This window comes from Acuticoccus kandeliae, assembly GCF_003073115.1.
Genome location: NZ_QBBV01000004.1, coordinates 704,026 through 728,224 on the forward strand (window position 1 = coordinate 704,026; position 24,199 = coordinate 728,224).

Genomic DNA, 24,199 nt, shown 5'->3' on the forward strand with positions numbered 1-24,199 from the left:
CGATTTCGGCTGTGTGCAAATTCGCAGCAGCGGGGTCGCTGTTCTTCCTGGATAAGCAGGGTCGAGACGTGAGGCACACGGCCCCGCCTCCTCCGAGCCGGTGCGAAGCCTACCCCGCCGCTATCCCTGAAAGCCGACGCCGACAGTTCGTCGCCATCCCCCGGCACCAGACGATCGATGCATCTTCGGCGCTCCATCGTCCGATCCGGCCGGCAGGCCGCCCTACCGCCAGACATCATCCTCTTCGACGGCCTCGAACGCGTTCTCCAGATATTCCATCCGCGCCCCCGGCCACACGAGCGCGATGTCGAAGCGCAAGGTGTGCCCGGCATAGGCTGGATTCTCGGCGAGCCATTCGCTGGCGGCGCGGCTCAGCCGCCGCTGCTTGGAGAGATTCACCGCCTCCAGACCATCCCAGCCGCGCTTGCGCGCCTTCACCTCGACGAAGGCGACCATGTCGTCCCGCACGGCCACGAGGTCGACCTCTGCGGAGCGCGTGCGGCGACGCTGGCCGATGACGTGATATCCGCCGGCGTGCAGATAGCGCGCGACCGAGCCCTCCGCCTCCATCCCGAAGGCGTGAGAGCGCCGGCGTTCCGCGGGGCTGCGCCCGGCGCCCTGACGCTTGGGTTGTGGTCGGGACCCGGCCACTGCCGGGCAATCGAGCAGATCACGAAACATCGCACCCTCCGATACCGCAATCTAAGGATGCATCAATTCCACCGCCGCCACAAGTCCCTATTCGCTCCGCGCCACCGTGCCGCGCACCTCCGCCGCGTGGCGGATGAGGAGGTCGGGGTCGGTCGGGGTCTCCTCCTCGTTGAAGAGGGTCACGAGGCGCGGCGGCTTCACGCGGGGCATCGGGGCCGGGCCGCCGCCGACGATCTGGCCCGAGAGCGGGTCGGGGCGCGCTTCGTCCGCCCCGCCGATCGCGATCGGGATCGGGGTGATCGCGCGGGAGGGACCCAGATACGAGAGCGGGAGGGCCGGCGGGCGGGCGCCTGGCGGGGCGCGCAGGTCCGCCACCTCGAACGGGTTCGCGTGCGGGCGCGCGGGGGACGGGATCCAGTCGGACGGGGCGAAATCGCTGATCGTCACCGGGCCCGAGGCGACCTCCACCGTCGCGACCGCCGCGCGGTTCGGGTGGCGCACCGGGGACGCGCCGGGGTGACCGCTCTCCCAGCCGTCGAGCAGGAGCTCCACCTCGGCGAAGGCGCGGCTCGGGGGCGGCGACAGGGCGAGATCGTCCGATTCGGCCGAGCCCGCCTCGAGTTCGGTCCCCGGGAGGATGCGCGGCTCGGCGAGGATCTTCGCCTTGCCCGATTCCTGCGCGGCCACCTTCCCCTGATAGGCGAGGAGCGCGACGCGCTGCGCCTCCACCTCCCCGCGGGTCGCCACCGTCCCCTCGTCATAGCGCGTCGCGGGCCGCTTCGCGCCGCAGACCTCGCTCTGGCGGTCGGCGACGGCCACCTCCGGGTCGACCTCGAGCGCCGCGACGAGCCCCATCGGGGCCCGCTCCCCCGCGACCGGGGCGAGGGACAAGGTCGCGCCGAGATCGTCGAACCCGTCGAGCGCCACCACGCCGCCATTCTTCACCGCCTCGAACCCCTTCTCCAGGAGCTCGGCCGTGCGCTGATCGCGCTCGTGCGAGGTGAGGCCGCCGAGGACCACCGCCCCGAGGCGCTTGCCGTCCCGCGTCGCGCTCGCCGCGAGATTGAAGCCGGAGGCGCAGATGAAGCCCGTCTTCATCCCGTCCGCGCCCGGAAAGCGGCGGATGAGGGCATTGTGGTTCGTGAGCAGCTTGTTGCCGAGCTGCACCCCGCCCATCGAGAAGAAGTCGGCATAGTCCGGAAAGTCGCGCTGCAGCGCCATCATCAGGAGGGCGATGTCGCGCGCGCTCGTGATCTGCTTGGTGTTCGGCAGCCCGTGCGGATTGTCGAACTGGCTCGTCGCCATGTCGAGCTTGGCCGCGGTCGCGTTCATCCGCTCGACGAAGCCGGTCTGGGTGCCGCCCACCGCTTCGGCGAGCGCCACCGACACGTCGTTCGCCGACTTCGTCAGGATGATGCGCAGCGCCGTCTCGACGGTGATGACCGTGCCGACCGAGAAGCCCATCCGGCTCGGTGGCTGCTGGAAGGCCTGGGGCGAGATCTTCACCGGCGATGTCATCGCGAGGCGCCCGTCCGCGATCGCCTGGAAGGTGACATAGGCCGTCATCAGCTTCGTGATCGAGGCCGGGTACCAGGGCGTCGTCGCCTCGTGAGCCGCGAGCACCGTGCCATCGTCCATGTCGAACAGGAGATAGGCGCCGACCTCGGCGCGCGCGGGCGCCGCGGCCATCAGCGACGCGCAGACTCCCAGGACGCTCCAAATGAATTTGTGGCGAATCAGCAAACCGTCGCCTCCACTCTCGGGTCACACTGCGAGCGTGTTCGATCCGGGCGCGGTGCGCAATGCCGGCCCCGTCCCGGCTCCTCGCCGAGCACCGTTCCCGCGCACCGCCACCCCGGCCGCGCCGAGCGCGCCGGTCCACGCGTCGCATTGAAACGCATTGGAAAGAGTGGCGAGGGTCTGTCAATGGGATGGATGCGACGAATTCGCCGTCCGCCAACACAAGCCGGGAGGAATTTTCCCCTCATGGGACCCGTCGAGACCCGTATCGTCACCGCGCTCCGCGCCGCCTTCACCCCGACCAAGCTGGAGGTGATCGACGAATCGCATCTTCACGCCGGTCACGCCGGGGCAAGGCCCGAGGGCGAGACCCATTTCCGCGTCATCATCGAGGCGGAGGCGTTCCGCGGCCAGAGCCGCGTCCAGCGCCACCGCATGGTCAACGAGGCCGTGGCGGCCGAGCTCGCCGGCCCCGTCCACGCCCTCGCGATCCGGGCCGAGCCTCCGGCCGACCCGGCCTGAGCCTCGCCCGACCGGCGCGGTCGCGGGGTCTCAGGCGTTTGGGCTCAGGCGGCCGTTCTCAGGCTAACGGTCTCAGTCGATCGGCTCCAGCGTGTCGATCCCGCCGCGCGCCGCGCTCCAGGCGAGCGGCGCCGCGAGGAAGGCGTTCACCTCCTCGATCCGCCCCTTGTCGAGCGAGCCGTCCTCGGCGCCGACCGCGAGCACGTCGCGCCAGCGCGCGAGCGCGTGGATCGTGAGGCCGTGGGCGCTCAGCCGGTCGCGGCTCTCGGGGAAGATGTCGTGGTGGAAGACGACGATGCAGTGGGCGACCTCCGCCCCCGCCTCGCGCAGCGCGTTGACGAAGCGCAGCTTGGAGCCGCCGTCGGTCGCGAGATCCTCGACGAGGAGCGTGCGCTGGCCGGGCGTGAGGCTCCCCTCGATCTGCGCGTTGCGGCCGAACCCTTTCGGCTTCTTGCGCACATATTGCATCGGCAGGCCCATGAGGTCGGCGATCCAGGCCGCGAACGGGATCCCCGCCGTCTCGCCGCCGGCGACCGCGTCGAAGCGCTCGAGCCCGACCTCGCGCACCATCGTCGCGACGGAGAGCTGCATCAGCACCGAGCGCAGGCGCGGATAGGCGATCAGCTTGCGGCAATCGACATAGACCGGCGACTTCAGGCCGGAGGTGTAGGTGTACGGCTCCTCGGGCCGCAGATGCACCGCCTGCACTTCGATGAGGGCGCGCGCGGCGATGCGGGAGACCTCTTCGGCCGAGGCGATGGGGACGGTGAGCATGGCGATTTCCTCAGGCGCCGGGCGCGAGGCGCCAGGTGAGCGCGAAGCCCGGATCGAACACGGCGATCGGGCCTTCGGGGGTTTCGATGGGGTCGAGCGCGTAGGGGGCGCAGCGCTCGAGCGTGATGGTCGTCTCGGCCTCGGGGAGGCCGTAGAAGCGGGCGCCGTTCCTCGACAGGAACGGGTCGAGCGTGTCGAGCCGGTCCGCCTCCTCGAACACGTGGGCGAGGATCGGCAGCGACACCGGCGCGGTAAAGCAGCCCGCCGCGCCACAAGGGCCGAGCTTCTTCGGGTCGGTGTGCGGGGCGGAGTCGGAACCGAAGAAGAAGCGCGTGTCGCCGCCCGTCGCCGCCTCGACGAGCGCGACGCGGTCGCGTGCGCGCTTCACGATCGGCAGGCAATAATTGTAGGGTCGGATCCCGCCGACGAGGAGATCGTTGCGGTCGATCACGAGGTGGTGGGCGGTGATGGTGCCGGCGAGCCCCGCCTCGGCGCTCTTCACATAGTCGACGCCGACGGCCGACGAGATGTGCTCCAGCACCACCTTCAGCCCCGGCACGCGCCGGCGCATCGGGTCGAGCACGCGCTCCAGGAAGACCGCCTCGCGGTCGAAGATGTCGACCGAATGGTCCGTCACCTCGCCATGGACGAGGAGGAGGATACCGCGCTCGGCCATGCGCTCCAGCACCGGGGTCAGGCCCTCGATGTCGTTGACGCCGGAGGCCGAGTTGGTGGTCGCGTGCGCGGGGTAGAGCTTCGCGGCGACCGCGACGCCCTCGATGGCGTCGATGTCCTCGGGCGTCGTGTCGTCGGTGAGGTAGAGCGTCATCAGCGGCTCGAACGCCATGCCCGCCGGGCACGCCGCCTCGATCCGCGCCCGATAGGCCGCGATCGCGTCGGCCTTCGTCACCGGCGGCACGAGGTTTGGCATGATGATGGCGCGCGCGAAATCGGCCGACTGGCCCGCGACCGCCGACAGGATCGCACCGTCGCGCAGGTGCAGGTGCAGATCGTCCGGGCGGTGAAGGATGATGGTGTCGGTCAAATCGCTCTCCTGCGGACGAGATCCTGTGCCGCCATGCCGCGCGCATCGAGATGGGCCCCGAGCGCGTCGATGAGATGCACCATCGTCGTCGGGCGCGAAAGGGTGGCGGTGCCGACGGCGACGGCGGTCGCGCCGGCGGCGAAATAATCGAGCATGTCCTGCAGCGTCGCAACGCCGCCGCAGCCGATGATGGGGATCGCGACGCGGCGGGCGATCTCGTCGGTGAGGCGCAGATTGATCGGCTTCACCGGCACGCCGGAGAGGCCCCCGGTGCGGTTCGCAAGGCGCGGTGCGCCCGCCTTGTCGAAGGCGATGGCGAGCATCGTGTTGGCGAGGATGAGCGCGTCGGCCCCCTCACCCGCCGCCGCCTCGGCGACGGTGCCCGGCGCGCCGGCATTCGGCGACAGCTTGCACCAGAGCGGCAGCGTCGAGACGGCGCGGCAGGCGCGCACGACGCGCGCGGTCGGCTCGGGGTCGAGCGCGAAGGCGCGCCCGCCCGCCTCGAGGTTCGGGCAGGAGAGGTTCAATTCGATCGCCGTCAGCCCCCCGGCCGCGCACAGGAGCGCGACGCACTCGGCGAAGGTCTCGGCGGTGTCGGCCGAGACCGAGATGACGAGCGGGGCGTCGAAGGCGCGATAGAGCGGCAGCGTGTCGGCGATGAAGGCCCTGATCCCGGCCGAGGGAATGCCGATCGCGTTGATGAGGCCGCCCGCCTCCTCGGTGAGGCGCGGGGCGGGATGGCCGGGCTGCGCGTCGGGCATCACCGTCTTCGGGACGAGGGCGCCGAGGCGGGTGATGTCGAAGATCCGCGCGTGACCGAGGCCGAACGTGCCGGAGGCGGGCAGGACCGGGTTCGCGAGGCGGACGTCGCCGATCCGGACGGAGAGGTCAGCCATGGGCCGCGCCTCCCGTGGCGACCGGAAAGACCGGCTCGGCAAGATCCACGATCGGCGTCTCGCAGATGATCCGCATCGGGCCGTCGCGGAAGGGGCGCACGCACACCAGGCAGACGCCGACGCCGCACGCCATCGGCGCCTGGAGGGCCACGACGCCAGGGATGCCGAGGCGGCCCGCGACCGCCTGCACGCCCGCCATCAGGTGGTCGCCCGCGCCGGCGGCGATCATGGCCGGCCGCGCGCTCTCGATGGCGTCTTCAAGGTCCGGCTCGGCGACGATTGTGACGGCGGCGCCGGTCGCGGCGAATTCGCCGGCGAGGAAGTTCGTCGTCGCGGACGGCGCGCCATTCTCCTCGGCGCCGGTGACGAAGAGCACGTCGGTCGGCAGGCCCGCCGCGCCGCGCTCGCGCGCGAGGGACAGGGTGGTGCCGACATGGCTCGCGTCGCCGATGATGGTGACCAGCGTCCCAGGCAAATCGAACGGCTTGCCGAGCGGGCCCACGATTTGGACCACCTCGCCCGGCATCGCGGCGGCGAGGAAGCGCGTGCCGGTGCCGACGATGTTGAACATCAGCTCCAGATTCGCCCCGTCGTGCAGGATGGTCAGCGGCCGGCCGAGGAGCGGCGCGCCCGCCCGCAGGCTGCGCACCAGGACGAACTGGCCCGCACGCGCCGCCCTGATCTCCGGCGGCGCGGCGACGAACAGGCGTCCAACGCCGTGCTCGACCCGCGCATCATGGACCGTGACATCGATCTCGACGACCTTGTCACCGCTCGCTCCGCCACTCATCGCGTCTCCTTCGTGCCGCCCTCGGCGCGCGCCCAGAGGGGCGAGCCCGGCTCATGCGCCGCCGCGATCCAGGAAGCCTTCGAAGAAGGCGGCGATGTTGTCGCTGAGCGCGGCGGAGAGATAGCCGCCTTCCTGGATGATCGCGACCGGAATCTTGAGTGCGCCGAGACGCGCGCCCGCCCGGCGGATGCCGGCCGTCGTCACCGCCATGCCGCCGAGCGGGTCGCTCTCGTGCACGTCGAGCCCCAGCGAGAGGACGAGGACGTCCGCCCCGAAGCGGGAAATCGACGCGAGCGCGGTCTCGATCGCGCCGAGCCAGGCCTCGTCGTCAGCGCCCATCGGGAGGGGCAGGTTGACGTTCGCGCCCTCCCCGGCCCCGATCCCCGCCTCGTGCGCATGGCCGACGAACCAGGGATAGAAGCTGCCGGGATCGGTGTGGACGGAGACCATCAGCACGTCGGCGCGGTCGTAGAAGATCGCCTGCGTGCCGTTGCCGTGATGGACGTCGATGTCGAGAATCGCGGGGCGGGCGCCGAGCGCGACGAGATCGGCGGCGGCGATCGCGGCGTTGTTGAGGATGCAGTGGCCGGCCGCCACCTCGCGGCTCGTGTGGTGGCCGGGCGGGCGGGCGAGCGCGTAGGCGACGCGGCCCCCGTTCACCGCCGCACGCGCGGCGGCAAGGGCGCTGTCGGCCGCCCGCATCGCGGCGCGATAGGTGTACTGGCCGATCGGGCAGGCGAGGTCGCCCATGTGCCAGCCGGCACGGCCGACGATGCCGGTCGGATAGGTCGCCTCGGCCCGCCGAGGCTGGACGTTGCCGAGCACCTCCGCCCCCGCGCCGGGCAGCTTCTGCCACTGGCACCAGGCGGTCTCCAGAAAGTCGAGAAAACGGGGCGAGTGGACCCGCGCGACGGGCATCCGCCCCGCCTCGGCCGGCTCCTCGGTCTCGAGCCCCAGGCGCGCGATCCCCGCGAGGAGCCGCTCGGCCCGCTCCGCGCGCTCCTCATTGAGGGTGGGTCGCCCGCGCAGGAGAAAGAATTCGGGGGCGTGAAGGCTGGTGTCGGCGGCATAGAAAACGCGCATCGAAGCTCCGTCGTCGCTCGGCCCGGCCGCACCGCGCGCCAACGACGCGGACAGATCCGCGGGTCTCGGCGGTGCGGGATGGATCGCCCGATCATCGTGGAGGGCGCCGCCCTCTTCAATGGTTGAATCGGATCGTGCCCAAATTGCGCGCCACGGGCCCGCCGCCGCCCGCTCCCTCGATGCGCCGCACAACCCAACCGTTTGACAGCGGCCGGATCATGGTCAGACTGTCGCACAGCCCAATTCGGAGCAGGCGTTGCAGCCCAATCGTCTCCCTGCCCACCCCGCCATGATCGCCCGGGACCTCACCGGCGCGCGGGCGCACGCAACTGGGCGGCCCCATGATGATCAACCAAGAGGAGCCACTTTTTTGATGAAACGACTCCTACTGCCTGCCGCGCTCGCGGCCCTCGTCGCGGTCGGCCCGGCCGCCGCACAGACCGCCGGCGGCCGGCTCAACGTGGTGATCCAGCCAGAGCCTCCGGGACTGATGCTCGGCCTCCTGCAGAACGGTCCGGTGCAGATGGTGGCGGGCAACATCTATGAGAGCCTGCTGCGCTACGACACCGACCTCAACCCGATGCCCTCCCTCGCGCAGTCTTGGGAAGTGTCCGAGGACGGCCTCACCTACACCTTCCACCTGAAGGAGGGCGTGACCTGGCACGACGGCGAGCCGTTCAGCTCGGCCGACGTTCTCTTCTCCGTCGACGAATTCCTGCGCGAGACCCATCCGCGCCTGCGCGTCTCGCTCGGCCACGTGGACACCATCGAGGCGCCGGATGCCAACACGATCGTCTTCAAGCTGAAGGAGCCGTTCGGCCCGTTCCTCGGCATCTTCGAGGTCGGCACGATGCCGATCGTCCCGAAGCACATCTATGAGGGCACGGACTTCGCCAACAACCCGGCGAACGCGACGCCGATCGGCACCGGCCCGTTCAAGTTCAAGGAGTGGGTGAAGGGGTCCTACATCCACCTCGTGAAGAACGAGAATTATCACGTCGAGGGGATGCCCTATCTCGACGAGATCTACTGGCAGGTCATCCCCGACGCCGCCTCGCGCGCCGTCGCCTTCGAGACCGGCGAGATCGACGTCCTGCCCGGCGGCTCGGTCGAGAACTGGGACATTCCGCGCCTCACGGCGATGGACGGCGTCTGCTCCACCGGCAAGGGCTGGGAATATTTCGCGCCGCACTCCTGGGCCTGGCTCAACAATCGCGAGGGGCCGACGGCCGACAAGCGCTTCCGCCAGGCGATCATGTACGCGATGGACCGCGAGATGATGCGCGACGTGATCTGGAGCGGCTTCGGTCAGGTCGCGAAGGGGCCGGTCTCCTCGAAGACGAAATTCTTCGACAAGGAACTCCCCAACTACGACTACGACCCCGACAAGGCCCGCGCCCTCCTTGAGGAGATGGGCTATGACGGCACGCCCGTTCGCCTCCTTCCGCTCCCCTATGGCGAGACCTGGCAGCGCTGGGCCGAGGCGATGAAGCAGAACCTCGAAGAGGTCGGCATCAAGGTCGAGATGGAAGCGACCGACGTCGCCGGCTGGAACCAGAAGGTCTCCGACTGGGACTACGACATCGCCTTCACCTACCTCTACCAGTATGGCGATCCGGCACTCGGCGTCGCGCGCAACTACATCTCCTCGAACATCGCCAAGGGGAATCCCTGGAACAATGTCGAGGGCTACTCCAACGAGACGGTCGACACGCTCTTCACCGAGGCAGCCGTCACCGTCGGCGCCGACAACCGGCAGAAGCTCTATGACGAGGCACAGGAGATCCTTGTCGAGGACGTGCCGGTCGCGTGGCTCATCGAGATCGAGTTCCCGACGATCTATCGCTGCAACGTGAAGGACCTCGTCACCACTGCCATCGGCGTGAATGACGGCTTCATGGACGCCTACGTCGAAAAATGACGCAGGCCGTGCGGGGCCGGCCATCTGCCCCGCGCGTGATTGAACCTATATGGATGGTCGGCGGCGGACCGCGCCGCCGGCAACGGGACAGCGAGAGCAGCGCGGCTCCTCCTGAAGGATCGGGTTAGACGAACGTGCATCTCGATGTCGCGACGATGATGGTGATGGGTGCGCTGATCGCCTGCGCGAGCGGGCTCATCATGATCGCCCACTGGGTCCGGCACCGGGACGGGACGACACCCGCCCTCATCTGGGGTCTCGGCAACATCGCGAACGGGATCGGCGTCGCGGGAATGGCGTTCGCCCCGCTCGCGCCCCCGCCCGTCAGCCTCGTCCTCGCTCCGGCCGCGCTCGCGGCGGGCGGCGCGCTCTGGTGGGTGGCCGCGCGCGACCTCGACCGTGGCACGGACCGGCGCGGCCCGCTCATCCTCGCCGCGGCAACCGTTTTCGTGGTGGCGGTCGCCGCCGCGACCCTGCGCCCCTCCGTCAACATCGCGGTCGCCGTCGCCTTCCTCGTCGGCGCGTTCGACCTCTTCGCCGCCCACGCGCTGTGGCGCGGGCGCGCGGACACGCTGTGGGGCCGGCGCGGGCTGATCGCCCTCCTCCTCATCCACACGATCGCGCTCGTCCTCATCGCCATCGAGGTGTCGACGACGGGCCTCCTGACGCTCCCCGTGCTCGGCCCGTTCGGCCTCGTCCACTTCACCGCCCCGATCTTCACGGTCGGCAGCGCGGTCTTCCTGATCGCGATGGTGCGGGAGCGGTCGGAGCGGCGCTATCGCAAGGCCGCACTCTTCGATTTCCTGACTCAGATCCACAACCGCGCCGCCCTCATCGAGGAGGGGGAGCGCCTCGTCGCGCTCCAGCGGGCGCGGCACGAGCCGGTCGCGATCCTCGCTTTCGACCTCGACCGCTTCAAGCGCATCAACGACACGTTCGGCCACGCGACCGGCGACGCGATGCTGCGCCTCTTTGCCGACACCGCCCGCCGCCAGCTCCGCCCCGTCGACACGATCGGGCGTATCGGCGGCGAGGAGTTCGTCGCGGTCCTGCCCGCCTGTGGCGAGGAGGCGGCGATGGCGATCGCGAACCGCGTGCGGCGCGCCTTCGCCGAGGCGGCCGAATTCCACGAGGGGCAGAAGATCGGCGCCACGGTGAGCGTCGGCGTCGCGATGATGGTGGACGGGGATACGGCCGTCGGCCCGCTCATCGCCCGCGCCGACGGCGCGCTCTATCGGGCGAAGGCGGCCGGGCGCAATTGCGTGGTGCTCGGCGAGCGGCCGGACGCGTCGGCGAGCCCCACCAACATTGTCCGCCTCGGCTGAGGCGCCACCCGGCGGCTCGCCCGGCTTCTATCCCGCGAACCCCATCGCGCCGAACTCGCCCGGAACGGGCGCGCGATCCTGCGGCGGGCCGGCGACGCACACTCGGTTCCGCCCGCCGCGCTTCGCCTCATAAAGCGCCTGGTCCGCGCTCGACAGCATCGCCTGCACCGTCAGATCGCGCGCCGCGTCGTTGCTGATGCCGATGCTGATCGTGAAGCGGATGATGTCGCCCTCGACCTCCACCACCTCCTCCTCGACGCGCAGGCGGATGCGGTTCGCCGCGATCTCGGACGATTTCGTGTCGGTGTTCGGCAGGAGGATGACGAACTCCTCCCCGCCGATGCGGGCCGGAATGTCGGACCCTCGCGCCTCGGATCGCATGATGTCGGCGAGACGCCGGATCACCTCGTCCCCGGCCGGGTGGCCGTAGCGGTCGTTGATCAGCTTGAAGTAGTCGATGTCGATGATGATGATCGAGAACGGGTTACGGTACCGCTCCCATCGCCGCCAAGCCTGCTCCAGGTGACTGTAGAAGGCGCGCCTGTTGGAAAGGCCGCTCAGCTCGTCGACGAAGGCGAGGCGTCGCACCTCCGTCTCGGCCGCGACGCGGCGAACCTCGTGCAGGATGAGGAGCCCCAGCGCCAGGATGCCGATGATGCGCACGAAGGCGAGCGGCAGCACGGACTTGATCAGCGACACCGCGATGTCGAACGGCAGCAGGAAGATCGTCAGCGACAGGAAGGGCGAGATCGCCGCGAGGATCAGGATGTCGGACGAGCGCGGCCGGCGCCCCCGCGCCTTCACGAGATAGTAGCCCGCGAGCCCGATCACTGCCGAGGCGAAGATGCCGACAACGCCCGCCGGCACGCCCTGCCCGCCGATGGAGATGCGATAGAGCGTCGCCGCGAGCCAGGTGATGCTGCCACCGATCGGCCCTGCGAAGAAGCTCGACAGCATGACGAGCGTGGAGCGCGAATCGACGATCACCCCGGGCAGGATCTCGGACGGCTCCATCATGGACAGGATCGCCCCCGCCCCCATCAGGAGGCCGAGGATGACGTTCGCGACCCACCCGCGCACATTGGCGACGATCAGCCCGTAGACGAGCGCGATGAAGGCGACGAAGCTGACATTCCTCAGGAGCGAGAGGGTGAGTTCGATCATAAGTCCCCCGCGGCTTTCATTCGTACCACCACGGATCGGCCTCCGTCATCCACGATCGCTCCGGCGCGGCGTGGGCCGCGCGGCCCCACGCGCGGGCGCCGGCCGCCCGAATGCTAGCTCCCGGCGAGCGCCGTGAGGCGGGTATAGGCGGCGGAGAAACCGGCGAGCGAGACTTCGAGGCGAACCTCCGCCTCATTCTGCGCGGCGACCATCGCGACGCTCATCTTCTGCCCGCGCCGCAGGGAGGCGAGCTCGGTGTCGGCGAGCTTCTGCTCGATCAGGCAGCCCTGCGGGACGCAGGTGCGGAACTGGAGGATGCGCGGCGCGGCATCGTCGATCGCGACCGTGAGGCCGGACGGGAGCAGCAGGCCGAAGGGGGTGAGAAGCAGCATCGTCGGCGCGCCGCTCGGCAGCGCGAGCTCGAACTGGAGGATGCGCTCGCCCGACCCGGTCCGGTTCAGCGTCTGCACCATCCAGCAGCGGCGCGACCCGCCCTCGGGCGTCGCGCAGCGCACGGTCCAGTCGCGATAGACCTCGGTGAGCGCGTCCGGCCCCTGTGCCGGGGTCTGCGCCCCCGCCGGCGCGAACGCGACGAGGAGCCCGGCGAACACCGCGGCCATCCAGAATGCGGACCGCCGCGCCGTCCGCGCCGAAAGGAAGTCTGTTGTCGCTCGCCCCACGCCACGCACTCCACTGGTGATTGCCCGCCGCCGCGCCGTGACGGCGATCCTGTCTTTTTGACGAGGGGGAGAGGACGCGTCCACTCAGAACGCCGCCGATGGGGAAAAGAGACGGGCCCGACGCGGAACAAGGGCCGAAGCCGTTGCATGAATGCACCGGCCGTGGCGGGGCCACGGCCGGTGCTTGAGGTTCGGGACCGTCCGTCGGGCGGCGGGGAGCCTAGGCGAGCTCGGGGAGCTTCGCCTCGATCTCGCTGCGGAAGGGCTCGTAATTCTTCGGCAGCTTCAGCGCGCCGCCCAGCGAGGCGAGCGGCTCGTCCACCGCGAAGCCCGGATCGTCGGTTGCGATCTCGAAGAGGACCCCGCCCGGCTCACGGAAATAGACCGAGCGGAAATAGTCCCGGTCGACCTGATCGGTCGTGCGCATCCGGTGTTCGCCCCGCAGCTTGGCGGCCATCGCGGCCTGCCCCGCCTCGTCGGCGCGGAAGGCGACGTGGTGGACCGTGCCGGCGCCGGAGCGGCCGCGCAGGAAGTCCCCCACCTCGTGGATGTCGACGACACCGCCATAGGGGGCGCCCTCGGCCGCAAAGCGCACGGTCGAACCGTCACGGCCGACTTCCTTGAAGCCGAGCACGTCGGTCAGGATCTCGCCCGTCGGCGCGGCCTCCTTGAGGAGAAGGTCGACGCTGTGGACGCCCCGGATCGCGCTCTCGATCGGCACGCCATTGCCGGTCCAGCCGATCTCGTCCTCGATGCCGGGGACCGCGACGAGCGCGATGCGCATCCCGTCCGGATCCTTGAAGGTGATCGCCGTCTCACCGAAGCGGCGCTCGGCCCGGTCGGCCTCCACGCCCTTTTCGAGAAGGCGGTGCGTCCAGTAGCCGACCGCCGATTGCGGAATGCGGAAGCTCGTCTCCTCGGTCTCCCCGACGCCGACCCGGCCGGGAACCGCATGCTCCCACGGGAAGAAGGTCAGGATCGTGCCGGGCTGCCCCGCCTCGTCGCCATAATAGAAGTGGTAGGTGCCCGGATCGTCGAAGTTCACCGTCTTCTTCACGAGACGCATGCCGAGCGTCTTCGTGTAGAAATCGATGTTCCGGGCGGCGCGGCCGGCGATGGCCGTCACATGGTGAATACCCGCTTGGCTCATGATGGCCTCCATCTGTTCGGGCAGTGCCCGTTTGTTGCAGCAAAGATGGACGCGACCGGCGGTGAGTGCTATGCCCCCATCATTGCGTCAGCGCAATTGGGAGGCTGCAATATTGCCGATGGCATTGCATCTGATCCGACGCCAGATTGGTCCCAGCCAATCACGGCTCAGGAGACAGTTCCATGGTCGATACTCGCCTCGCTCCTTATGGAGCCTTCGTCATCCGCGCCGCTCTTGGCGCCATGTTCATCGCTCACGCCTATCTGAAGATCGCCGTCTTCACGGTTCCGGGCTTCGCCGGCTTCCTCGGCTCCATCGGCTTCCCGACCTTCCTCGCGTGGCCGATCATCCTTGCCGAGCTTCTCGGCGGCATCGCGATCCTCGTCGGCTTCCACAGCCGCCTCGTCAACATTGCGCTGCTTCCGGTCCTCCTCGGCGCGCTCTCGGTCCATGCACCGAACGGTTGGGTCTTCAATGCGCCGAATGGCGGTTGGGAATATCCGGCCTTCCTCGCCGCCGCGGCGGTCGCGCAGATCCTCATCGGCGACGGCGCCTTCGCGCTCCGCACGACGCGCCTTCCGGCCGCGCTGACCTCCCGTCTCGGCCTCGCCTCGGCCTGACGCAGCCTTCCCCGTCTCCCTGGCCGGACGCCCCGCGTCCGGCCTTTTTTTTGTCGCGATGCGCACCCAAGACAAAGAGCGGGCGCCGCTGATGGGCCCGCACAATCTCAACTGGGACGATTTCCGCCTCGTCAAAGCGATCGCGGACACCCGCACCCTACCGGCGGCGGCCGAGAGCCTGGGCCTCAACCACTCCACCGTCTTCCGGCGCCTGCGCCAGATCGAGGACGATCTCGGCCACAAGCTGTTCGAGCGTCATCGCAGCGGCTACGCGGCGACCCCGGCGGGCGAGGAGATGATCGCGCTCGCGGGCGAGATGGCCGACGGCGTCGCGACCTTCGCGCGCAAGATCGCCGGGCGCGAGATCGCCCCCTCTGGCGAGGTGCGCGTCACCACCAGCGACACGCTGCTGACCTGCCTCCTCACCCCGCTCTTCGCCCGCTTCCGCGCCGAATATCCCCACATCCGGCTCGACATCGTGCTCGCGAACCAGTCGCTGAACCTTTCCCAGCGCGACGCCGACGTCGCGATCCGCGCGACCGACGCGCCGCAGGAGAATCTCGTCGGCCGGCGCGTCGCGAAGATCGGCTGGTCGATCTATGGCCGCGCGGAGGACTATCCGGACGGTGGCCCGCCCGACCGCCACTCCCTCTTCGCCGCGAACTGGATCACGCTCGGCGAGAACATGGCCGGGCTGAAGACCGTCCAATATGTGAAGGCGCACGTCCCGGCGGAGCGGATCGTCTACCGCATCAACACCGTGCTCGGCCTCGCCGAGGCGATGGCGGCCGGGATCGGGATCGGCCCCCTCCCCGCCTTCATCGGCGACCCGTGGCCGGGCCTCGTCCGCCTCGCCCCGCTGGAGCCCGAATTCGCGACGGACCTCTGGCTCCTCACCCACGCGGACCTGCGCGCCTCGCCCCGCGTGCGCGCGCTCCTCGATTTCCTCGGCGAGGCGATCCCGGCTGAGCGGGCGATCATCGCGGGCGCCGTCGCGGAGGAGGCGCCGGACTGACCGCCGCGCCTCAATCCTTCGGGAACGGCACGTCGCCGGGAATCGGCGGCACCTCGAAGGCGACGATCGTCATCGAGATCAGCGTGTAATAGCCGAGGATCCCGACGAGCTCGACGACGCCCCGCTCCCCGAGCTCGCGCTTGGCGAGCGCCATCGTCGCCTCGGAGACGGCGCGGCGGGAGAGAAGCTCCTGCGAGAATTCGTAGACGGCGGCGGCTTTCAGGTCGGCGATCTTCGGCCGCACGCCGGCGCGGATCGCCTCGACGATCTCCGGCGCCACGCCCGAGGCCTCGGCGATCGGGGCGTGGACCTGCCACTCATAGTTCGCGCGCCAGTGTGCGCCCATCACCAGGATCGCGAGTTCGGAGAGGTGCGGCGGCAGCGTCGTGCCGTAGCGGCAGAAGGCGCCGAGCGACTGGGCGTGTTCGGCGAGATGCGGGCTGTGGAGCCAGATCCGCAGCGGCGCCGGCACCGTCGCGCGGGGACCGGCGGCGATCGCGTCATAGACGCGCTGCTGGTCCGCATCGAGTCTTTCGGGGTCGAGGTCGCTCACGCGCATCGTCTGCTCCCATGGGCTGTCCGTGACGGCGCGCCCCGCTCATGGGGCGCCTCCATCGACGGTATGCCTCAACGCGGGCGCAATCCGAAGAGGGCGTCAGGCGGCGCTCGCCATCCGGACCCGCGCCTCGGCCGCGCGGATGCGCGCGAGCGCCCGCCCCATCTCCTCCATCCCGAACGGGGTCGGGGCGAGGAAGGGCGCGCGATCGTGCACCGGAAGGCCGAGCTTCTCGGCCATCAGGCGCTTGCCGTAGCAGAGCATTCCGGGGATCGAGCGCGACATGAACACGATCGCCGGCAGGATCATCTCGTGGAGACGCTCCGCCTCGGCCCAGGCCGCCTCGCTCCCCTCCTCCATCAGCGCGAACATGCGCACCTGGACGGCGAGGAAGTCCGGCGCGGGGATGAGGCCCGTCCCGCCCGAGCGCATCAGGGCCGGATATTCGATGCCGCCATGGCCGCCGAAGACGTCGAGCGCGCCCTCGGCCCCCGCGATCGCCCGCGCGATCTCCACCGAGAACCCCTCCGCCTTCAGGATGGAGATGTTCGGGTGGGTGCGGTGGAGGGCGACGAGATCGTCGGACTCCAGCGACACGGCAAGGTTCACCGGGTTGTTCTGGATCGCGACCGGCAGGCTCACCGCGTCGGCGACCGCGCCGAAGAAGGCCATCACCTCCTCGCGTGTGCCCGACGGAGGCGGCTGGAGGATCACCCAGTCCGCGCCCGCCCCCGCCGCCATCTCGGCGAAGGCGACCTGATCGGCGGCGCTCGTCTCGCCGATCGTCACGGCGTAGGGCAAGCGGCCCGCGAGGAGGCGCCCGACGGTCTCCACCAGATGGCGCCGCTCCGCGCTCGTCATCTTGTGGACCTCGGTCACGAGGCCGAGGACCATGATGCCGTGCGCGCCCTCGGCGAGGCAGTGCTCGATCTCGACGCGCATCGCCCCTTCGTCGAGCGAGCCGTCTTCGTTCCAGAAGGCGTAGAGAACGGGGTAGACCCCGCGCGTGCGTTTCCGTCCGGTCATGCCGCGATCACATACTTCCAAAGATCATCGTTGGGGGTCACGCCGATCCCCGGACCTTCCGGAAGGATGTAGTGCCCCGCCGCGGACCCCATCACGCCATTGGTAAAGGCGAGGTTCCGGTCGAAGATCGAGTGCTGGTACTCGTGATAGGGCACCCACTGGAGCGCGCTCGTCGCGCACAGCGAGGCGGCGGTGAAGAGGCCGATCGAGATCGAGGCGTGCGGGATGGTCTTCACGTGGAAGGCGCCCGCCATGCGGCCGATGGCCATGAACTCGGTGATCCCGGTGTGGCCGATCTCGGGCTGGATCACCCCCATCGCGCGCTTCTCGAAGCGGGGCCGGTACTCGAAGGTGGTGCGCCATTCCTCGCCGAGCGCGAGGACGGTGCCGATCGCGTGGGCGACGCGGGCCTGGCCCTCCATGTCCTCCGGCTGGACAGGCGCCTCGGCGAAATAGAGGTCGTAGGGCTCGAGCTTGCGGATGAGGCGGATCGCCTCCGAGGCCTCGAACTTCCAGTGGAGGTCCACCATGAGGTCGATCTCGGGGCCGACCGCCTCGCGCAGCGCCGCCATCTCCCGCACGATCCCCTCCTCGGAGACCGCCGCGGCGAACTTGATGCCGCGATAACCCTTGCCGACCCACTCCACCGCGAGGTCGCACCGCTCCTGGAGCGTCGCGCGCGGTAGGCCCGAGACATAGGCCGGCAGCCGCTCGTGCCGCCGCCCGCCGAGGAGCGTCGCGAGCGGCAGGCCCGTCACGCGGCCGAAGAGGTCCCACACGGCGATGTCGACGCCCGCGAGCGCATCGACATAGTAGCCCGTGGTGAAGCCGCGCACGCGCATCAGGTCGTAGAGGTCCTCGTGGAGCGGGACCGGGGCGCCGGGGTCGCGGCCCTTCATCACCGGGGCGAGAAGCTCGTCGATGATCGCCTTCGTCGCCTGCGGAGCGGCGATGCCGTAGGTCTCGCCCCAGCCGACATGGCCGGACTCGCCGGTGATCTTGATGACGAGCGTCATGTCCGAGGACGGATAGATGCTCTTGTTGCCGCGGCGGACGAGATAGCCCTTCTCGTTGATGAACTCCCCCTCCTTCAACGGCCCGAGATATGGCACGTCGCGGGGAACGGAGATGATGAAGGTCTCGACGCTCCGGATCGCGTCGATCGCGTGGGCGGCGCGGGGGGGCGTCATGGTCGCCGTGTCCATCAGGCCGGCACCTTCATGGGCGGACGCACGGTGAAGAGGTTCGCCTCGACCGCCTCGGCGAGGAGCTTTTCGAGCTCGGCGACGTCGCCCGCATCCATCCCGACGTCCGGCGCGCGCACCTTGGTGTGGGTGATGATCCCCCGCTCCTTCAGGACGAACTTCGTCATGTGCATCCGGAAGACGGCCTGGAAGTTGAGGAGCGGCAGGGAGGCCGCGAAGAGCGCCCGCGCACGTGGCTCGTCGCCCGCCTGGAAGGCGTGGACGAGGGCGGTGTGGACGTCGGCGAGCTCGACGGCGGGCACGGTGCCGGCCGCGCCGCGCGCGAGCTCGTCGGTGATGTAGCGCCCGCCCGCGCCGCCGAAGATCGCTTCGAGGCCCGGCCCCGCCGCCGCCTTCAGCCGCGTGAGGTTCTGCCCGCAGGGGAGCGTCTCCTCCTTGGCGTAGCGGATCGCGGGGACGCGGGCGACGACCTTCGCGACGTCCTCCGGCTTGAGGCCCGCCCCGTGCGGGGGCGGCGCGTTCTGGATCATGATCGGGATCGGCGCTTCGGCGACAACGCCATAGAATGCGACGAGGCCGTCGACGTCGCCGGCGCTCTTCGGCGCCATCACCATCGCGGCGGAGGCGCCGGCCTCGGCCCCCTCGCGCGCCCGCTCGCGGGCGAGCGCCGGATCGGGGTCGCTCGCGCCGCACACGAACGGGACGCGCCCGTCGATGCGCTTGCCGAGCCGGGCGACGAGGCGCGCGCGTTCCTCGGCCGTGAGGAAGGCGACCTCGCTCGCGGTGCCGGGGAAGACGACGCCATCGACGCCGCACTCGATCGCGAACTCGATGACCGCGTCGAAGTCGCGTTCGCTGACCGCGCCGGTGTCGTCGAACAGGGTGGGAAGGACAGGAAACGTCCCTTTGAGGCTCATTTGACCGCTCCTGCCGTCACGCCTTGGATGAAGAATCGCTGGAGAAGAACGAAGCCGACGATCACCGGGATCGAGGCGAGCAGCGAGGCCGCCATCGCGCCGCCCCAGTCGGAGTGGCTGTCGTTCAGGTAGGTGAGAAGCAGACCCGGCCCGACCGTGCGCTTGTCGTCCGACACGATGAGGGTCAGCGAGTAGAGAAGGTCGTTCCAGCTCCACATGAAGGAGTAGAGGAAGACCGTGATGATCGGCGGCATCGAGATCGGCAGGATGATCGTGTGGAAGATCCTGAGATCGGACGCCCCGTCGGCACGCGCCGCATCGATCAGCTCGTTCGGGATCTGGCTGAAGTAGGAGTAGAGCATGTACGTCGCGACGGGCAGCGCGAACACGATGTAGGACAGCATCAGCCCGAAGCGCGTGTCGAGGAGGCCCCATCCGGTCAGAAGCGGGTAGATCGTGATGAGGAGCAGCCCGAACGGGAACATCTGCGCCGACAGCATGAAGAGCATGATCGGCCGCCGCCCGGCATAGCGGTACTTGGCGAACGAGTAGCCGGCATAGACGGCGAGCGTCGCGTTCACCGCGGCCGAGCCGAGCGACACGGCGAGCGTGTTCGCGAGCTGGAGCGGCAGCTTGCCGACCGTCAGCGCCTTGATGAAGTGCGTGAGGGTGATCGTCTCGGGAAAGAGGGTCGGCGTCACGCGGTAGAGCTCGGCGTCGGATTTGAAGCTCGACACGACCAGCCAGTAGACCGGGAAGAAGAGGAAGAAGCCGATCCCGATGGCGGTGGCGCCGACGACGATCTTGGCGCGGGTGGAGGTGAGATCCAGCATCACTCGGTCCCCTTCATGAGCTGGCGCAGGTAGAAATAGGCGGGCGGCATGATGAGCGCGACCCAGACGACGCCGATGCAGGCGGCAAGGCCGATGTCCCATTGCTCGAACGCGCGGCGATAGACCTCGATCGACAGCACCGCCGTCGCGCGGACGGGTCCGCCTCCGGTGAGCGCCCAGATCGTGTCGAAATGCTGGAGGTTGCCGATCATCCCGAGCACGACGGTGACGAGGAGGACAGGCTTCAGGTGCGGGATCACATGGTCGCGCAGCACCGCCCAGTTGCCCGCCCCGTCGACGCGCGCGGCGTCGATCTGGTCGCGGTCGAGGTTCGCGAGGCCGGCGAGGAAGAAGGCCATGAAGAGCGGGACGGAGAACCACACCTTGGTGATGATCACCGCCGCCATCGCGCCCGTCGCGTCCGAGAGCCAGGCCTTCGGGAAGTCGATGAGGCCGAGCTCCAGCGCCGCCGCGTTGAGGAGGCCGTAGCGCGAGTTGAAGATCCAGCCCCACAGGAAGGCGGCGACGACCGCCGGCATCACCCACGGGAGCAGCGAGAGGCCGCGCAGCGCGTCACGTCCCGGAAAGGGCTGGTTCAGCACCAGCGCCCAGGCGAGGCCGAGGACGATCGAGAGCGTGGTCGCGCCGGCGACGTAGATGATCGTCGCGAAGAAGGATTGGCGGATCGCCGGGTCCGACAGCACACGGGCGAAATTCTCGAGCCCGATATATTTCGGCTCGCTCATTTCGATCGTGTACTGGAAGAGCGACAGGCCGAGCGCTTCCAGGAACGGGAAGAGCACGACGACGCAGAAGGCGATCAGCGCGGGCAGGAGGAGGAGGATGCCGAGCCGGCTTTCCCCTGCCTTGAGGCCGCCCCGCCGGGCGTGCGGTGAGACCGGAACCGGGCCGCCGGTGTGGGCCCCGATCGCCGGTGGCGATTGGTCGAGAACAGTCATTCCAGCCTCCGAGATGGACCGGCCGCGGTCCGTGGACGCGGCCGGCCCTTGCGGAACGTCGGATCAGTCGATGGCTTGCTCGAGGCGCGACTGCATCGCGTCGGCCGCCTCTTGCGCGGACTTCTGGCCGAGGAGCGCCGCCTGCACCTCCTCACCGATGATCCCGGAGACCTCCGAGCCGTTGGAGAGGGAGGCGATGATGTTGCGCTTGGGCGCGGGCGCACCGGCCGCCCATTCGGACAGGTAGGTGTCGCTCGCGATCGTCTCGGCCGCCTGCCCGCTCACCGTCGAGGGGAGCGCGCCCTTGGCGTAGGCGTATTCGACGAGCTCCTTGTCCGACAGGAGGTGGCGCACGAAGTCGGCCGCCGCCGTGTCGGGCTTCGCGTTGTCGTCGCCATAAAGGACGAGGACGTGGCCCCACTGGATCGACTGCGGCGTGTCGCCCTCGGCGAGCACCGGCGTCGCCATCGGCGCGATGTTCGGCGCGTAGGCCTCGCCCTGGCCGGAGAACTGGCCGATGAAGCCCTTGGCGGACGGGGCGTCGAAATAGAAGCCGGACGCTTCCTGGCCGAAGAGGCGGCGCGCGTCGGGACGGTCGATCTCGGGCGCGGCGAGGCGGTCCTTCATGAGGCCGACCATGAATTCGAGCGCGGCGACGGCCTCGGGAGAGTTCACCGCGGGCTTGCCGTCGACGACCACGTCGCCGCCATGGGTCCAGACCCAGATCAGATAGTCGAGGACGATCGAGTCCGGGTTCTTGGTGGCCATCGCGTAGGGCACCGAGTTCGGCACCGCGTCGCGGATCTTCTCGAGCGCGGCGTGGAACTCCTCCACCGTTCCGGGAATGCCGTCGACGCCGGCGGCTTCCAGGACCTTGCGGTTGGCGACCATGCCGATCGTGCCGCCGATCCAGGGGAGCGCCACCTGCTTGCCGTCCACTTCACCGAAGGCGAGGAAGCCCGGCGCGAACATCTTCTCGAGCTCGGCGCGGTCGAACACGGTGTCGAGGTCGACGATGCCCTTGATGTTGGCGAGCGTCGGCAGGAAGCGGGCCTGAACCTGGCTCACGTCCGGCAGCGTGTTGGTGCGGGCGCGCAGGAAGGTGTTCTTGTTCATGTCCTTCCAGGCATAGCCGATGATCTCGACATCCTTGCCGCTGTCGGCCTCGTAGTCGGAGACCATCTTCTCGATCTGCTCCTTGCCGCCGTCCTCCGTGTAGGTCCACGACATGAATTCGACGTCGGCCGAAAGGGCCGGTGTCGCGATCGCGAGTGCGAGGAGCGCGGCTCCCGCCAGCTTGAAATGCTTCATCTGATTTCCTCCCGTTTTTGTCCTTCTGCGGCGATTTCTAGCCCGTGGGCTCGGACGCCGCAAGAAATTGGAACCAAGTTTCAATCGGTCTCGGCGCACACGTCGCCGTCGTCCATCCCGTCTTCTCTAGGGCCGTCCGCCGCCCCGCCTCACACGACGCCCCCATCGACGATGAAGGTCTGCGAGGTGACCATCCGCGCGTCGTCCGCGACGAGCCACAGAGCGAGGCGCGCGATGTCGGGCGGAAAGAGGAATTCCTTGAGGCATTGCTTCGCGAGATACTCGTCGAACTTGCCCTGGTAGATCGCCTCCGCCCGCTTCACCTGGCGCTCGGTGAGGATCCAGCCGGGGGCGATGCAGTTGACGCGCACATTCTTGTCGCCGAACTCGCGCGCGAGCGAGCGGGTGAGCCCCGCGACCGCCGACTTCGCCGTCGTGTAGGCGACGAGGCCGGGCGCACCCTGCATCCACGAGTTGGAGCCGAGATTGACGATCGCGCCGCCGCCGGCCGCGATCATCCCCGGCAGGACGGCCTGGGCGCAGAAGAATTGGTGGCGCAGATTGGTCGCGAAGCGCTCGTCCCAAAGCTCCGCCGTCACCTCGAGGGCGGGGTGGCGGTCGTCGTTCCCGGCATTGTTGACGAGGCCGGTGATCGGTCCGCCCGCCTCGGCCGCGAGCGACTCGATCGCCGCCTTCGTGGCGGTGGTGTCGCAGAGGTCCACCGCGCGCCATTTCGGCGCCTTGCCCGTGCGCTCGGCGATGTCGGTCGCGGTCTTTTCCGCCGCCGCCTCGCTCAGCTCCAGGAACAGCGTCTCCGCACCCTGGTCGGCGAAATGCTCGACGAGGCTCGCCCCGATGCCGGATCCGCCGCCGGTGACGAGCACCACCCGCCCCTCAAGCGAGGGGTAGCGGGCCGTGCCGGGCTCGACGGCGCTTTTCAGTGCGATCATTGCACCGCCGCGAGCTGCGGGCGGGCGGCCTTCGCGACGAGGGAGCGTCCCTCGGCATCGAAGAAGTGGAGGCGCTCGCGGTCGAAGGTGATGCCGGTGCGCGTGTGGGGCTTCACCGTCTCCGAGCCCGCGAGGCGGACGAGGAAGAGATCCTCCCGCTCCGGCAGGGCGATATAGGCGTAGGTGTCGCTGCCGAGGCGCTCGACGAGCATGATCTCGCCCGCGACGTCGCCCTTCTCCGGCTCGACGAGCCGCGTGTGCTCGGGCCGCACGCCCACCTCGGCCGCGTCCGGCCCGCCGAGACGGTCGCGCAGCGGCCCGGCCGGCATGATGTTCATGCGCGGCGAGCCGATGAAGGTCGCGACGAAGCGGTTCACGGGGTTCTCATAGAGCTCGATCGGGCTGCCGACCTGCTCGATCCGGCCCGCATTCATGACCACAATCTGGTCCGCTAGCGTCATCGCCTCGGTCTGGTCGTGGGTGACGTAGATGGTCGTCGTCCCGAGCCGCTCCTTCAGCCGCGCGAGCTCGATGCGCATCTCGACGCGCAGCGCGGCGTCGAGGTTGGAGAGCGGCTCGTCGAAGAGGAAGATCGAGGGCTCGCGCACGATGGCGCGGCCGATCGCGACGCGCTGGCGCTGGCCGCCCGAAAGCTGGCGGGGCTTGCGCTCCAGATAGTCGGTGAGTTTCAGGATCGCGGCGGCCTTCGCGACGCGCTCGGCGATCGTCGCCTTCGGCTCGCCCGCGAGCTTCAGCGCGTAGCCCATGTTCTGGGCGACCGTCATGTGCGGATAGAGCGCGTAGGACTGGAACACCATCGCGATGCCGCGCTTGGCCGGCGGCACGTCGTTGACGACATGCCCGTCGATGACGAGCTCGCCCGCCGTCACCGTCTCGAGGCCGCAGATCAGGCGCAACAGGGTGGACTTGCCGCAGCCTGACGGGCCGACGAAGACCGTGAAGGAGCCGTCCGGGACGTGGAGGTCGACGCCGTGCAGCACCTCCACCGCCTCGTAGCGCTTCTTCACGTTGTTGAGCCTCAATTCGGCCATGGCGTTTCTCCCTC

24 protein-coding genes are annotated in these 24,199 nt (G+C 69.4%); 5 read left to right on the top strand and 19 right to left on the bottom strand.

What is annotated here, in order from left to right; genetic code table 11:
* Nucleotides 1-222 precede the first annotated feature (222 nt).
* Entirely contained in the window at nucleotides 223-681 is a 459-nt protein-coding gene (locus DBV35_RS26380) for a YraN family protein (RefSeq protein ID WP_108663355.1), read from the bottom strand.
* A gap of 57 nt (nucleotides 682-738) precedes the next feature.
* Entirely contained in the window at nucleotides 739-2,340 is a 1,602-nt protein-coding gene (locus tag DBV35_RS26385) for a D-alanyl-D-alanine carboxypeptidase family protein (protein WP_108663356.1), read from the bottom strand.
* 297 nt (nucleotides 2,341-2,637) lie between these two features.
* Between DBV35_RS26385 and DBV35_RS26390 the strand changes: the two genes are divergently transcribed.
* Nucleotides 2,638-2,913 (top strand): BolA family protein, encoded by a 276-nt coding sequence (locus tag DBV35_RS26390; RefSeq protein WP_108663357.1) that lies wholly within the window; start codon nucleotides 2,638-2,640, stop codon nucleotides 2,911-2,913.
* 72 nt (nucleotides 2,914-2,985) lie between these two features.
* Here DBV35_RS26390 and DBV35_RS26395 read toward each other — a convergent pair whose 3' ends face one another.
* From DBV35_RS26395 to DBV35_RS26415, 5 genes are read right to left on the bottom strand one after another with little or no spacing between them, the layout of a single operon-like run.
* Complete coding sequence (locus tag DBV35_RS26395) at nucleotides 2,986-3,687, bottom strand: orotate phosphoribosyltransferase (protein WP_108663358.1); 702 nt, start codon at nucleotides 3,685-3,687, stop codon at nucleotides 2,986-2,988.
* Between the two features lie 10 nt (nucleotides 3,688-3,697).
* On the bottom strand, nucleotides 3,698-4,732 hold the full coding sequence (gene pyrC / locus DBV35_RS26400) for a dihydroorotase (protein ID WP_108663359.1): 1,035 nt from the start codon (nucleotides 4,730-4,732) through the stop codon (nucleotides 3,698-3,700).
* Nucleotides 4,729-5,628, bottom strand: coding sequence for a dihydroorotate dehydrogenase (locus DBV35_RS26405; protein WP_108663360.1), 900 nt, complete (start codon nucleotides 5,626-5,628; stop codon nucleotides 4,729-4,731). Before DBV35_RS26405 ends, pyrC begins: the two co-directional genes overlap by 4 nt.
* Nucleotides 5,621-6,418 carry a ferredoxin reductase domain-containing protein gene (locus DBV35_RS26410; RefSeq protein WP_108663361.1) on the bottom strand — a complete coding sequence of 266 codons (798 nt, stop codon included), beginning with the start codon at nucleotides 6,416-6,418 and terminating at the stop codon, nucleotides 5,621-5,623. The genes DBV35_RS26405 and DBV35_RS26410 overlap by 8 nt, the downstream gene beginning before the upstream one ends.
* 51 nt (nucleotides 6,419-6,469) lie before the next feature.
* Nucleotides 6,470-7,501, bottom strand: coding sequence for a histone deacetylase family protein (locus DBV35_RS26415; RefSeq protein WP_108663362.1), 1,032 nt, complete (start codon nucleotides 7,499-7,501; stop codon nucleotides 6,470-6,472).
* Between the two features lie 370 nt (nucleotides 7,502-7,871).
* On the opposite strand from DBV35_RS26415, the gene DBV35_RS26420 reads away from it, so the two are divergent.
* Both DBV35_RS26420 and DBV35_RS26425 read left to right on the top strand, forming a co-directional pair.
* Nucleotides 7,872-9,422, top strand: coding sequence for an ABC transporter substrate-binding protein (locus DBV35_RS26420; protein WP_425428500.1), 1,551 nt, complete (start codon nucleotides 7,872-7,874; stop codon nucleotides 9,420-9,422).
* Between the two features lie 134 nt (nucleotides 9,423-9,556).
* Nucleotides 9,557-10,747: a GGDEF domain-containing protein gene (locus tag DBV35_RS26425; protein WP_108663364.1), complete on the top strand. Its 1,191-nt coding sequence runs from the start codon at nucleotides 9,557-9,559 to the stop codon at nucleotides 10,745-10,747.
* 27 nt (nucleotides 10,748-10,774) lie between these two features.
* Here the strand turns inward: DBV35_RS26425 and DBV35_RS26430 are convergent, their stop codons facing one another.
* From DBV35_RS26430 to DBV35_RS26440, 3 genes are all read right to left on the bottom strand, one after another.
* A complete protein-coding gene (locus tag DBV35_RS26430) occupies nucleotides 10,775-11,911 on the bottom strand; it encodes a diguanylate cyclase (protein WP_108663365.1) in 1,137 nt (378 codons plus the stop codon).
* Between the two features lie 113 nt (nucleotides 11,912-12,024).
* Entirely contained in the window at nucleotides 12,025-12,522 is a 498-nt protein-coding gene (locus DBV35_RS26435) for an invasion associated locus B family protein (RefSeq protein WP_170135043.1), read from the bottom strand.
* A gap of 289 nt (nucleotides 12,523-12,811) precedes the next feature.
* On the bottom strand, nucleotides 12,812-13,741 hold the full coding sequence (locus DBV35_RS26440; protein ID WP_108663489.1) for a ring-cleaving dioxygenase: 930 nt from the start codon (nucleotides 13,739-13,741) through the stop codon (nucleotides 12,812-12,814).
* Nucleotides 13,742-13,923: 182 nt separating this feature from the next.
* Between DBV35_RS26440 and DBV35_RS26445 the strand changes: the two genes are divergently transcribed.
* Both DBV35_RS26445 and DBV35_RS26450 read left to right on the top strand, forming a co-directional pair.
* Nucleotides 13,924-14,361 carry a DoxX family protein gene (locus DBV35_RS26445; protein ID WP_108663367.1) on the top strand — a complete coding sequence of 146 codons (438 nt, stop codon included), beginning with the start codon at nucleotides 13,924-13,926 and terminating at the stop codon, nucleotides 14,359-14,361.
* Nucleotides 14,362-14,452: 91 nt separating this feature from the next.
* The gene (locus DBV35_RS26450; RefSeq protein ID WP_108663368.1) at nucleotides 14,453-15,376 is read left to right on the top strand and encodes a LysR family transcriptional regulator; all 924 of its coding nucleotides are present in this window, start codon (nucleotides 14,453-14,455) and stop codon (nucleotides 15,374-15,376) included.
* A gap of 10 nt (nucleotides 15,377-15,386) precedes the next feature.
* Here DBV35_RS26450 and DBV35_RS26455 read toward each other — a convergent pair whose 3' ends face one another.
* From DBV35_RS26455 to DBV35_RS26495, 9 genes are all read right to left on the bottom strand, one after another.
* Nucleotides 15,387-15,935 carry a carboxymuconolactone decarboxylase family protein gene (locus DBV35_RS26455; RefSeq protein WP_108663369.1) on the bottom strand — a complete coding sequence of 183 codons (549 nt, stop codon included), beginning with the start codon at nucleotides 15,933-15,935 and terminating at the stop codon, nucleotides 15,387-15,389.
* Between the two features lie 96 nt (nucleotides 15,936-16,031).
* Entirely contained in the window at nucleotides 16,032-16,958 is a 927-nt protein-coding gene (locus DBV35_RS26460) for a dihydrodipicolinate synthase family protein (RefSeq protein ID WP_108663370.1), read from the bottom strand.
* On the bottom strand, nucleotides 16,955-18,163 hold the full coding sequence (locus DBV35_RS26465) for a mandelate racemase/muconate lactonizing enzyme family protein (protein WP_205648880.1): 1,209 nt from the start codon (nucleotides 18,161-18,163) through the stop codon (nucleotides 16,955-16,957). The genes DBV35_RS26460 and DBV35_RS26465 overlap by 4 nt, the downstream gene beginning before the upstream one ends.
* Nucleotides 18,163-19,080 (bottom strand): dihydrodipicolinate synthase family protein, encoded by a 918-nt coding sequence (locus DBV35_RS26470; protein WP_108663371.1) that lies wholly within the window; start codon nucleotides 19,078-19,080, stop codon nucleotides 18,163-18,165. The genes DBV35_RS26465 and DBV35_RS26470 overlap by 1 nt, the downstream gene beginning before the upstream one ends.
* Nucleotides 19,077-19,913, bottom strand: coding sequence for a carbohydrate ABC transporter permease (locus DBV35_RS26475; RefSeq protein ID WP_108663372.1), 837 nt, complete (start codon nucleotides 19,911-19,913; stop codon nucleotides 19,077-19,079). Before DBV35_RS26475 ends, DBV35_RS26470 begins: the two co-directional genes overlap by 4 nt.
* On the bottom strand, nucleotides 19,913-20,872 hold the full coding sequence (locus DBV35_RS26480) for a carbohydrate ABC transporter permease (protein ID WP_108663373.1): 960 nt from the start codon (nucleotides 20,870-20,872) through the stop codon (nucleotides 19,913-19,915). The genes DBV35_RS26475 and DBV35_RS26480 overlap by 1 nt, the downstream gene beginning before the upstream one ends.
* 63 nt (nucleotides 20,873-20,935) lie before the next feature.
* Entirely contained in the window at nucleotides 20,936-22,183 is a 1,248-nt protein-coding gene (locus DBV35_RS26485) for an extracellular solute-binding protein (protein WP_108663374.1), read from the bottom strand.
* 149 nt (nucleotides 22,184-22,332) lie between these two features.
* Nucleotides 22,333-23,133, bottom strand: a complete 801-nt coding sequence (locus tag DBV35_RS26490) for an SDR family NAD(P)-dependent oxidoreductase (protein ID WP_108663375.1) — start codon at nucleotides 23,131-23,133, stop codon at nucleotides 22,333-22,335.
* The gene (locus tag DBV35_RS26495; RefSeq protein ID WP_108663376.1) at nucleotides 23,130-24,185 is read right to left on the bottom strand and encodes an ABC transporter ATP-binding protein; all 1,056 of its coding nucleotides are present in this window, start codon (nucleotides 24,183-24,185) and stop codon (nucleotides 23,130-23,132) included. The genes DBV35_RS26490 and DBV35_RS26495 overlap by 4 nt, the downstream gene beginning before the upstream one ends.
* Nucleotides 24,186-24,199 lie beyond the last annotated feature (14 nt).